The 12,105-nt window shown below is 59.2% G+C and carries 7 protein-coding genes; 4 read left to right on the top strand and 3 right to left on the bottom strand.

Translation table 11 applies throughout. The annotated features are described in order from the left end of the window. Positions 1-165 precede the first annotated feature (165 nt). Together SH292x_RS16610 and SH292x_RS16605 are read right to left on the bottom strand one after the other, a co-directional pair. Complete coding sequence (locus SH292x_RS16610; protein ID WP_442482131.1) at positions 166-3,222, bottom strand: PEP-CTERM sorting domain-containing protein; 3,057 nt, start codon at positions 3,220-3,222, stop codon at positions 166-168. A 174-nt stretch (positions 3,223-3,396) separates the two neighbouring features. After that, on the bottom strand, positions 3,397-4,524 hold the full coding sequence (locus tag SH292x_RS16605; RefSeq protein ID WP_442482130.1) for a DUF1559 family PulG-like putative transporter: 1,128 nt from the start codon (positions 4,522-4,524) through the stop codon (positions 3,397-3,399). Positions 4,525-5,121: 597 nt separating this feature from the next. Here SH292x_RS16605 and SH292x_RS16600 point away from each other — a divergent pair. Both SH292x_RS16600 and SH292x_RS16595 read left to right on the top strand, forming a co-directional pair. Then, positions 5,122-5,670 carry a sigma-70 family RNA polymerase sigma factor gene (locus SH292x_RS16600; protein WP_442482129.1) on the top strand — a complete coding sequence of 183 codons (549 nt, stop codon included), beginning with the start codon at positions 5,122-5,124 and terminating at the stop codon, positions 5,668-5,670. Between the two features lie 87 nt (positions 5,671-5,757). Beyond that, on the top strand, positions 5,758-7,374 hold the full coding sequence (locus SH292x_RS16595) for a hypothetical protein (RefSeq protein WP_442482128.1): 1,617 nt from the start codon (positions 5,758-5,760) through the stop codon (positions 7,372-7,374). A gap of 7 nt (positions 7,375-7,381) precedes the next feature. Here SH292x_RS16595 and SH292x_RS16590 read toward each other — a convergent pair whose 3' ends face one another. After that, positions 7,382-9,232 (bottom strand): PQQ-dependent sugar dehydrogenase, encoded by a 1,851-nt coding sequence (locus SH292x_RS16590; RefSeq protein ID WP_442482127.1) that lies wholly within the window; start codon positions 9,230-9,232, stop codon positions 7,382-7,384. 485 nt (positions 9,233-9,717) lie between these two features. On the opposite strand from SH292x_RS16590, the gene SH292x_RS16585 reads away from it, so the two are divergent. Further along, positions 9,718-10,230 (top strand): sigma-70 family RNA polymerase sigma factor, encoded by a 513-nt coding sequence (locus tag SH292x_RS16585; RefSeq protein WP_442482126.1) that lies wholly within the window; start codon positions 9,718-9,720, stop codon positions 10,228-10,230. After that, positions 10,230-11,987, top strand: coding sequence for a LamG domain-containing protein (locus SH292x_RS16580; RefSeq protein ID WP_442482125.1), 1,758 nt, complete (start codon positions 10,230-10,232; stop codon positions 11,985-11,987). The genes SH292x_RS16585 and SH292x_RS16580 overlap by 1 nt, the downstream gene beginning before the upstream one ends. Positions 11,988-12,105: the final 118 nt, after the last annotated feature.

Here is a 12,105-nt window from a genome sequence, read left to right as displayed (position 1 = left end):
CACGGTAGAAACTGCCTCCAAGAAACGCGAAAAGCCAGTTCCACTGGGTGGAAATGGCTTTGCTGGGGTTGGACCACTGGCGCGTTGCGGCGGCAACTTGCTCGGGCTGCCCCTCCGAACTCATTGTCGCCGCAACGCCAGTTGGACGCGGGTTGTAGGAGTGGACTACGCCACGGCGCGAGTACGACGAGCAATACAGGCTGCCGCGAGGGCGAGCGTGCACAGGGCCAGGGTGGTGGGTTCGGGAACAACGGACGACCCGGCCAATCCGCTGAGCGCTCCGTAGTTGGTCCCAAAGTTGGACTTCCACACGCCGTAGTCGGCCGCGGTGATGGTTGCCCCGCCCGAACCATTGAAGTTAATGGCCGCGGCATCGCCCCCCAAGTTATCCCGCCAGACGGTGTAGTCGGCGAGATTCACGATGCCATCGGCGTTGAAATCGCCCGGATCGTTTTCCGGCGCGGTGCCGACATAGCGGACGACACCGTCAAACACATGGCCCAATTCGTTGGTCCAGCGGAACAGGACGTCGCCGGTATCGGCGCTGGAATTGTAGGCCGCACCGAGCGACAGGTTGTTGATGCCGGCAGCGAGCACGGAAGTGCTGCTGAAGTTTAACTCGGTGAGGTGGTAGGCGCTGTTCGAGGCCCCCGTATCCCAACCGTTGAATCCGGTGCCATTGCCATCGGGGAAGGCGGGAACGTCGCCACCGAGGCCATTGAACGCACTACCGACGAGTCCACCCATCGGGCTCTCAATTTCGTAAGCCTTCATGGTAAGGCCGGCGGCATTCGGTTCGTCGTTGTGCAGCGACATGGCGCCGGTCGAGCGGTCGATCTCTAGCACGATGGGGGAGGTGCCGTACATGAAGCGGAACTCGTTGCCACCGATGTTCGTGGCGGCTTGGCCGACGGAGACTTCGGACATGGTGATGCGCATCGCCATGTACTGGGCGGTGAACTCTTGCTGCAACGCATAAGGGCGAAGGTAGCTATCAAGCAGTCGAGGGTCGTCCGGATCGAGACGCGTGACCGAATCCGCAGGACGTTCGGGAAGAGTCGAGCCGAAGTCGGTATCGCTGAACCAGAACTCAAACGTTCCCACGCGGTCGGCGCGGGGCAGGGCACCCGCCCGCTGGGCGAAGGCAAACGAGTTGGTCGTTACAGGCGATCCATAGTTGAAGAATAACCGCTTGGGCGTTCCTCCGAGGCCAGCGTATTGTAGGCCGACGTTGATCTCGGGATCGGGGTTGTTGTAGTTGAAATAAAAGAGCTCGGTGTCGATGCTCGCGCCCCCCCCCAGGTCGAGGAACTCGTCGTCGAACAGGTTGACGGGTGTTGACTGCGCATTCTCTACCGTGTCGGGCGTGGTGACGGTGGCCACACCCAAGCTTGTGTAGGTCTGCGCCTGCGAGACACCCTCCACTCCAAGAAACAACGCCAGGGCCGACAGACTCGACGCAAGTCGGATTCTGCGGCGGAGGGCTAAGGCCGCGAGCGGCAGGGCGAGAAGCAACACCGAGCTTGGTTCGGGAACTAGCACGGCGGTGCCAAACAATGCTGGATACCCGCCGGCCGCGTCGACAAACAGGATGAAGTCGTTGATGTCGGTATCGAGGTCGCCGTCCATGTCGCCTTTCAAGTACGACTCGGCGAGCGATAGATCGCTCCACTTGCCACCCATGCCCGCGACGAGCGTGGGATAGTCGCTAATGTCGATGCTTCCGGAGCGATTGAAATCGCCAAAAGTGATAGGCGCACCGGTGAACTCGACGGTCTCGGATAAGAGTTCACCGCCAGGAGCGAACAATTCGAAGCGAAGGTCGTCGTAGGGAGTGAGCTGAAAAATATTGCCCAGGACGTAGCTCTGCCCGGCCAAGAGAGACAAACCAGCCCCGGTGTCGGTCTCCGACAACAGCTCGTTGGAGGAAGCACCGGTTACGTCCCACGAACCGTCGGGGTCGGCGGAGTTGTTTGAGGAAATCGGCGTCCAGCTTCCCGGTTTTAGCGAACCGAACGAACCCGAAGCAATTTCGTAGCTGCCGAACGTCACGTTTTGCACAGCTTGAATGCTGACGGTGCCAGTCGTGCGATTCACTACCAGTTTGGCGTCGTCGGCTTCGAACAGTTCGACTTCGGCGATCTGCATCGGAAGGTTGGTGACGGCCTTAATCGTAGGGAACACCATTCGATAGGACGTGTAGGAAGTGCCACCAAGGTTGTCCACGGGAATGATCGAGCTGGGCGTAAACCGGCCCTCCGGCAATTCGAGAGTGCCCTCGTCGATCAGCGTCCAATTCTCGGCATCGCCCACGCTGTGATTCACGCTGGTGATGGCATCGTTGGTGCCGTAGAGCTTGTAGCTGCTGGGATCGCGGCCCGGGAGATCGTTGGCGGTAGTGATCCGGAAGCCATTAACGACCGTGGCTCCAGCGGCGGGCGTCACGATGAATCCGCTGTTGCGACCATTCGTGCCCCCGGAGCCGGCACGAGCGCCGGAGTTCAAGTACTTGGTTTCTACATTGCGGTCGATGGCTTTCGCGACATCTTCGCCCGCGGGAGAGGCACTCGTTCCGGGGGGAATGTAGTCGATCGCGATGGCACTGTTGCTGGGATCGGTCACGTCGACCCCTCCGCCGTCCAGCAGACTCAACTCGCCAAGTTGAAAGATGGACGTTGCCGTGCGAACCGTTGGAAATACAACGCGATAGGAACTATAGCTGGTGTTGTTGGCGAAGTTGACGATTTCGCCTGCTGCGTATCGTTCGGTGGGTGGAGCCAGTGCACCGGCGGAGATAAGGGTCCAATTTTCGTTGTTCCCGCGACCGTTGGCGAGGCTGGTGATGCTGTCGTTCGTCCCCCACAGCGAGTACGAGGTGGGGTCGCGGTCCATTGCATCGTTGGCGGTGTAGTAGGTGAGTCCCTGCACGATGGTTCCCGGCTGCGGCGTAACGATCACGCCCGAGCCGGCCCCGCCAAAGTTTAGGTACTTGGTGCCATCCACCGCAGGATCGGGGCTACCCGCGACCGGCATCGCGAACTTATTGTCGAACAAATTGGCCACACCCTCGTTCGCGGGCGGAACGGCTTGAGTTCCGCCGTCAGTGTCGATCGCGATGATGGGGTCATTTGGCGAGAGGAAGTTAATGGCCGAACTGATGCTCGGCAGGAGTCCGAAGGCGACGAACAACGCTAGACGCAACTGGAACGATCGTTGGGACATAGGGGTACCGTACGGGCGTATCGAAGGTGGGAACGATTTCACAATGCCCCGTGCGCTTTAAGAAGCGACGTGTGGCAGCGCAGGAGGGACAGCGGAAAGGCTTCGCTGCTACCCATTCTGGGTAAGTGTTGATGGGCGGGTGGGATGGGGAACGCGTGGGTGCCGGTGCTCGAATCAATTCGACCGACGCTTGATGACCACGTCCGCTCCTTCATCCGATCGATGCCCTAGTCGCCGCCAGACCTGGGCATCGATGTCGTATTCAATTAAGTCAACCGAACCGTCGCACTTGGCCACAATCACGCCGCCCGCGTGGGGGCCGCCAAACACTTCACGCCATGGTTCGACGGTGACGTTGGTGGCCGTGCCAGCGACGATCATGCTGACCTTGGTATCTTTGAACTCGGATTTGATGGTTGTGTCGGGTGCAGGCAAGTGGGTAGGCTGATATCCGTCGTAGAACGTGGAGCGAGCCAAATCGTCCTGGAAGCCGGTGTACATGCTCCAGTCGTCGGCGATCCATGTGCCCGTGTCGTAGCTATCGGTGGGCAAGTAGCGCTCACCGATGCAGATGGTGTTGCTGAGGCCATCGGTAACGGCTTTGATTTTCACCGCCGTACCGCAGTAGGAGATGCCGTTGAAGGTGGTGAGTCGCGGCGGCCAACCGACGGGGCGGGTGGCGTCTGTGTAGTACGCTCGCGGGGAGAGGGCTTGGCAGTCGACATCCGACCGCGGTACATCTCCAACATTCACCGCGTAGTCCGCTCGGGCATGCTGAGGTGCGTTGTAGGTAATAGTAGTCGTTCCAGTACCACTCCCCGAAATTGCGCCGGTCGTTACGGCCGGATAAGCCTTGGCTGCGCGGCGGCTAGGGCAATTCATGATGCTCAACGGAATTTGATCGCGAGCAATGAGAGCCTCCTGCCTAGCGGTACCAGTGAGTCCGGAACCCATGTCGTGCAGTTGTTCTTGCTCGACGAATGGCAGAATGGAGAAAAGCCAACTTCCCGGCTGATCGGCGCCGCTGCCACGATCGGGGTCGCCGGTCCAGCTTCCAAACCACCCAGACGATGGCCACTGCTTGTAGGTCGACTCGTGGTTGAGCATCGCCAGGGACAGGTTTTTCTGTTGGCTGATGCACTGCGCGCGGCGAGCGGACTCTCGCGCGGCTTGGACGGCGGGAAGAAGTAGCGCGACGAGAATGCCAATGATGGCGATCACCACCAGCAACTCGACGAGCGTGAAGGCCCGTAGACTGATTGGACAGATAGAAGAGGCGAGCACTGGGCTACGACTTCGCATTGCGCACTCCGGCGTGGCGAGATGGAATATGGAAACCTTCCGCAAACCGGACCTACCGAGGGTTGGACCTTCGGCACGACCGGACCACTTCGCCGCCCGCAATCAATACACAAGTAGCACAAGCCAGCTACCGGCAACCTCCCCAGGCTCGGTAGTAGCGACCAAGGCACGACCCAAGCTTTGTGGCGACAGGCAAAAACCACCACTCAACTCTTTTGCCGCACGGAGCCCGCAGCTTGCGCCTCAGGTTTGGTCCGCCAGCGATTGGTAAAAACAAGGGGTTCACACACGCAGTTCGCCCGTGTCGGGAAGATAATACCGAGGGGCTGTGGATTGGTTACGTAAGTTTTTGGAAGGAACTCGGCGATTGCGGACTCGCGCTACGAAGCACCTATGGGTAGCCCCGATGGTGGGGCAGGATGCAAGAGAGCCGCGCGGCGCTCTGGTGGGAAAATCTTCGTAGTAGGCGCTGGCGTTCTATTGCGTTTGTGTATACTTACCGCACAGGCAGCACCCACTCCAAAACGCGACCGCGATCGCGTGATGTCTTCGCCAATACAGCGAGGAGCATCTATCTTGCAACGAGAGGTAATGCCGATGGCCCCCAAACCACAGGCCGATTGTCGGGGTGAGACGAACGAGTCGTTCGTTCAATTGTTGACCAGCGAACAGTTTCGCTTGCAACACTACATCACCATGCTATTAGGCAACGTCGACGCCGCGCAGAACGTCCTGCAAGAAGCCAACCTCGTGATGTGGCGCAAGGTGAATGAGTTCACCATGGGATCGGACTTCGGCGCATGGGCAAGGCAGATTTGTTACTGGCAGGTGCAAGCTTATCTTCGTGACAAGCAGCGCGAGCGGCACGTGTTCAGCAACATCTTGATTGCTGAGCTGGCAAGTCAAGAAAGCACTGCCCAGGATGAACTTGAGTCGCGTGTGGCACTTCGCGATTGCATGAGCAAAGTGAGTAGCGCTAATGCGGGGCTGCTGCGAGATCGTTACGCGGACGAACTCTCCATCGCCGTGATCGCCAAGAAACTCGGCAAGACGGAGTCGGCGATTAAAGTGCAGTTGATGCGGTTACGGCGAATCCTGGCTCAATGCATCGAGCGAAACCTCGCCCACAGCACGCTGCGCGATTAGTCATTAACTGTTTCCTCACAATCGCTATCTAGACTTTTCCTTCCTCAATACTTAATCCAACTCGACCGAGCAAATAGGCGAGCTCCCATGATGGATCACGAGATTTCCCACATCGACCACTGCGTGGCTGCCATTGCCGACGGTGGGGCATCGGACGACGACCTGCGAAAGCTGGGCGAGATGCTCGAAGGTCACGCCGACCTACAGGATTACTACGCCCGTACGCTGAGGCATCAGTTGCTGATCCAGAACGAACTCAATCTGACGCAGTTGAGCTTTCGCTCGGTGGTACCGGAGGCAATGGAGCCAGGAACTTGCGGAACGGGCGCGAGTTGCCGCGAACTCGCCCAACGAATGGACATTGATCTGGCCGACAGTGTTAACGATCGGTCTCGCCGAGTGGGTCGGCTCGCTAACCGCTCGACAGGCATGGCCGGTTGGTCGTGGCCCGGGATGATCGCCGGAATGATGCTCATCGCGCTGCTCGCGACTCAGTTCTTTCGTAAGGACGCCAGCTCTAACCTGCCACAGGCCAGCATTGCGGCAGTGCCAGCGGAAGTGCCAAAGCTCGAGTCGAGTATCGAAGTCGCTTCGAGCGAGACTGTGGTTCGCAACGACCGTGCCCTTCACCTGTTGAGCCAGATCACTCGCACCGAAGCGATCAGCGGGATTCGCTTCACTTCCAGCCAGGCTCCGTTCGAGGGCGCGATGGCCGGGCTTCCCAGCACGGGCACTGCGTGGCTGGAACGGAACGAGAGTGGTGTGGAGCGAGGCTACCTCGTGGCTCTTGAGCCCGGTCAGCAGATGGACGTGCGTATTGACGCCTCTGCCATCAGCCAAAACGCGTTGAGCATGATGGAGATCGCGAGCGACGGACGGATTGGCGGTGGTTGGTCGTCATTCAACAACTTGCTCAATGACGACATTTCTTTGCCTCTCCGCCGGCAAGGCTGCGTGGGCAGGTGTTCGGAATACAACGCGACCAACTCGACACGCTACTTCCTATTTGCCGGTTCACATATCCTGCCGCAACAGTCCGAGGACGAAAACTGGTACCAAAGCGATTGCCGCGTCCGCTTGCAGCGGGATGAACTGCTGGTCGTGGGCTGGGACGACCGTGGTTACGAACCGGCTTCGAACCTGGCGTTCGACGACTACGATCCCGACCTCGACTACAACGACATGGTTGCCACTATTCACCTGCATCGACCGGAATCCATGGATGCAGTGAAAGCCTTGGCATCCAACACCGTCGATTACTCGCCAACGCCGATCCAGGGGAAACTAGTCACCGACGAGATTGACAGAGGATGTGCACTGGAGGTTCCGGCGGGTAAGCGGCTTGTGATGACGGTAACTTGCAACGCGGAGCTGCAGAATGGATTTCGCATCGTCGAGAGCAAGACGCAGCGGATTCTGTGGATGGACGAAGGGACGCCTTACGTGAAAGACAAGAGTCAGCCTTCGGACCGCGGCGTGTTCGTCATCACCAACTACACCGACGAGCCGCAGCAGTACCTGTTCCAGGCGCTGCGGCGGAGTTATGGCGAGACACAAGAAGATCCTTGGCGAGTCAGTAGCCTCCGCAAGTTCGCCGGCGGCAAAGACCACCTAATCTTCGGTTTCGAAGACAGCCCGCACATCTACAACCATCGCGACTGGCACGATATCAGCGTGATTGCCCATTGGTTCGACTTAGATTGAGCACACTTCACGCCCACCGGCGAAGCAGCACAGTGCAAACGCCGATTGCTACTAGCAGTAGTGTGCTCGGCTCTGGTACGCGATGTCCCGCCAGCAAGTCGGCCAGGTCAAGCGAATCGGCGTTCTCGTGATTCTGGTAGAGGATGAACCAGTCGAGCACGTCCGTGCGGCCGTCGAGGTTGAGATCGCCATGGGTGACTCGGTCGAAGGCGCTGGTGTAGCCCGTGGCGAAGTAGTTGGCAACGAACGCGGCTACATCGTCCTCGGTCGCCAGGCCGGTGCCGTCGCCGTTGACGAAGCCGTCTTGGTTGATGTCGCCCGCGATGCCGTTTAACACGAACTCCGGCGCTGCGAGCTTCCATATTTCCCCGTCGGTTTCGCCTGGCTGGCGGTTAAAAAGGTCGAGGCGATCGGGGCCCACCAGCAAGTAGAGTTCGCCTTGCTCGTCCTCGGCGATGCTCCAGATGCGATCGGGAAGCACTTCGCCCTCGGGTAGCTCGATCTGCAACTGATAGAGATCATCTCGCGAGGAAGTGTTCGTAGTATCGGGATCGCCATAGTAGAGCTCGACGACATTCGTGGGCTGCCCACCATTGTTCTCGCCGACGTCGGCGAAGACGTACATCCCTTCCAGTTCGGGTATTGCCGAACCACGGTAGACGAACCCGCCGATGATGTTGGTCGATTCGCTCTGTCCGCCGAGACTGTGATAAAGCTCGAACACAGGCCCGATGGCTCCGACGGCGCGATTCAGAAGATCACCACGGACGACATTCGTTCCCTCGTAAGCACCCCAACCGAAGTTGCCGCCGTTCTCAATCCGGTTAATCTCCTCACGCGAACCCTCGCCGACATCGCCGATGTAGACATCGCCAGTGACTTGGTCGACGTTGATTCGGTAAGGGCTTCGCAAGCCGTAGGCGAAGGTCTCGGCGAGCGTATCGGGGTCGCCGTCGGTGACGCCGAAGTTATCGAGCGGGATGCGGTACTGCTGGTTCAACCCGCCGGTCGGCCGGGTGTCGCCAGGCAGGTCGAGCGGATCGATGCGCAGCACCGACCCGAAGATGTTGCGGGGGTCGAGCGCATTGGTGAAGCGATCCTGGTTGAACGCGTTACCTTCGGTGTTGGGAAAGGCGTTGCCGCCGCCGTCACCGCTCGTTAGGTAAAGTGTTTCATCGTCGCCAAACGCCATGTCGACCAGCGTGTGAATGATGCCAGGTCGTTGCGACCGCATCACTTCACGCTGCGTCACGTTGGCGCCAGGACCAGAGAGCGTGAGCTGCGTGGCACTGGTGATGGCCGAAGGGGCGATGGTCCATTCGGTGACCACGCTATCGACGATCGAGTTGACGCCATCGTCGAAGTCGGCCGGCGCGCTGCCGGGGAGCTCACTGGTGAGGACGTAGAGTTTTCCATAGCCCCGACTTTGAGGGTCAAGAAAGCCAGGATGGGCGGCGATGCTGGTGTTGCCGATCTGGCGGAAATCGGTGATCTCGCCTCCGCTGGTGGGAATGAAGGGGGGCGAATTGCTGTTGTAGGTGTCAAAGTAGGCACCTGGTTGAAGTGAGCCATCGGCGTTGAGCAGACGCACATGCCCGGTGAGGGTCAGGATCAACTGCCGCCCGTCGCCCAAAGGGGTCATGTCAATCGGGATCATTTGCGTTCGCGTGTTGGCGGTGTTGCCACTTAGTTCGCCATTAAGACCATCGACCACCTTCTCAAGTCGCACCCCAATCGGTCCGCCTGGTATCAACGACTGCGCGTGAGTGAATGGCAGCGATGCTCCCCATGATAAAAACGCCAAGGCCAACGTGCGAACAAAGAGTAAAACCGTTTGCGAAATTGACTGCTGGAGCACGAGTGCCTCCCCTGTGAAGTCATACGCCCGTCCGTTCCCCGCCGTTTGCGCCGCGGCGAAATCCGAGGGCGAAGTAAAAAGAGCTGCTGTTCCGGACCCAAGAGCCGGGAGCCGCGAAGCTAGCGCGCGACACCCCTGCCGAATTAGTACCACCTGGGATGGATGGGGTAACTGACATACGGAGAAGATCGGCCCCGCGAGCGTTTGCGAGGCCGAGCCTGTGGCTCATTGCCTGTGCGGCAAACCGACAGGGCGTTGTTGAGTGCGGCTTCTGGGCGTTCTTGCGAATTTTTTGTGTTACTTCCGCACACCGGGCGGGTACCGTAGTGTGCCGGAGAAACACGGCAGCGTGGGACACCCTCCTGCGATCGCACTTTTCGCCCTGGTTTTCGTGCTTATCCCGGGGGCTTGGTGACATTTCAACGTTCAAAGTCGGGTGAACGAGGCAGGTAGGCGCTCGATAATAGGTAGTTGGAGGGCTGGCGTTGGACCAAATCTCGTCGGAAGAGCGATTCCTGAAGGCGCTCACGGCGTCGCAGGGCAGGCTGCAAGCCTACCTGTTCTGCCTGCTGGGGGACATGCACGATGCCAATAGCGTGCTGCAAGAAGCCAACCTGGTGATGTGGCGAAAGTCGTCGGAGTTCGAAGCCATCCAAAGTTTTAACGCGTGGAGCCGCGAGATCGCCTACTTTCAGGCGCTCGCTTTCCTTCGCGATCGAAAACGCGACCGCCTGATCTTCAGCCAAGAAGTGATCGACAATCTAGCCAGCGAGCGAGACGAGGTCGATTTCGACGAGCGTCGGCTCGCATTACGAAACTGCGTCGCCAAGCTTCACGGGCGGTGGCGCCAGCTTATCTACCAGCGATACAGCGAGAATAAACGCATAGCACAGATTGCAGCCGAGCAGCAGAAGAGCGAAGGAGCGGTGAAAATGTCACTCAAGCGCATTCGGCAGACGCTGATGGATTGTGTGAACAAGCGATTGGAGGCCATGTAATGAGTCGTCGCCCACCGAATGAAATCTTAGCGGGCTTAGCGTCGCAACTTGTGGATGGCGGCCTCGACGACGCCCAGTACGCGCAGCTTTGCGACCTAGTAGCCGCCGATCCCGCTGCGGCCGCTTGGCTTGCGGAGTGGATGGAGCAGCACGTGATGCTCGAGATGGACATGGGCACTTTGGATCACGGCGCCTTGGCCGCACGCCCGTTGTTAGGAATGGCTTCGGGGATCGAGGCGTGCGGCCCCGATTTGATTTGCGACGTTGCCGAGTCCCGACGCCCTCGTGGTTCAAGCATTCCCGACTCTCGCGGGCAGGTCAGGTTGTGGTATGGATTGTCCGTGATTGCCGCGAGTTTGCTCGTGGTGGTTGGCTACGGTTGGGGCTGGAACGCTGGGAACGAGGCCAGTCGCTTAACTACGTCTGGACGTATTCAAGGAACCGAGCCCGCCGCCTACTTGGCCGCCGTTGCGACGATTGCGGGTGGTGTGGATGCTCAGTTCGACGAAGGGGTGAAGCTAGGGTCGAGATTGTCGCCGGGCCGGTTGCGATTGAATCGCGGTATTGCTCAGATCGCGTTCGATCGCGGAGCGACGGTCGTCCTGCAAGGGCCCGCGGAGCTGGAGATCGTCGATGCTGCGACGTGCCAGCTCGTTAGCGGTTCGCTGTCCGCCGACGTGCTCCCCGAGGCATCTGGCTTCAGCATTGCGGCAGGAGGAGTGAAGGTCGCCGAGCGTGACGCCCGGTTCGGGCTCAAGACCTCGCCCGACACTTTCACGGAAGTGCATGCCTTTGGCGGCGAACTCAACTTAATTGACTACCGGCATCCCAAGGACCAGCAGCGACGCCTAGCCGAAGGCGAAGCGCTCCGCTGGCACGCGGGCGAAAACGCTGAAGGCATCGCTCCCGATCCTACAGCGTTTGTGACCAACGATAAGTTTCAAGAAGCGCAGTTAGTTCAGGAGCAACAATCGTACGAACGATGGCTGGCTTACTCGCAGCGCTGGATGAACGATCCGAACGTGCTATTGCGATATGAATTCGGCGAGGCGGTCGACCAGTCCATCGTCAATACCGTCAATCCAGCCAGCCACGGCGCCAAGTCGCAACAGAAGACCGCACGCATGGTGCGAGGGCGATGGAACGGCAAGTCGGCCATGTTGTTCGACGGACAGACCGACTTGCTGACAGTCGAAGACGCTCCCGAGTTGCAAATCAATGGCGACCTCTCAGTCGCGGTGTGGCTGCGAACGCGCAGCTACCCGTCGCAAGGATTCACGCGGATTGTTGGCAAGGGTCAAGGTTGCGATCGCAACTATGGCCTGTGGATGGACTACAACGGCGACTTGCTGTGGCAAGTCTGCCCCGACAAGGATCCTGAGCGACAGGAGCAATGGGATAGGTGCAGCTTGCGAACCAGGCCTTTGCCTGTCGGGCAGTGGGCGCTGGTCACGGGAGTCGCGGAGGGGAAGCGGCTAAAGATTTATATCAATGATGAGCTTCAAGTATCCGTTATCGCTCCGACCGACTTCGCATTAACGAATCATCCACTGACGATTGGGTACTACGGCGACGTGCCGGCACACGACCAGTACTTTTGTGGCGATATCGATGAGTTGATCTTGTTGGACCGCGCGCTCGCGGAAGAAGAGATCAAGGAAATGTACGAGGCGGGTAATCCCGCGTCGATCTCCGAAGGACTGGAATCTCCGAATCGAACGTCGAAGGATCAACCTGTTCCTCGATGGAACGCTTAACCTCCGAGCCACTCATCCGGGCCGGATACTGTATCGCTGGGCCTGATCCTTGGCGAGGGATAGCGGTGCGCACTGAGCCCCGAAAACTGTAGCCATGCACCTGTTCGTCGGCCCTGGG

Source organism: Aeoliella fuhlenseeensis (assembly GCF_052161615.1).
GTDB lineage: Bacteria > Planctomycetota > Planctomycetia > Pirellulales > Lacipirellulaceae > Aeoliella.
This window is presented reverse-complemented; position numbering and strand designations above follow the sequence as displayed.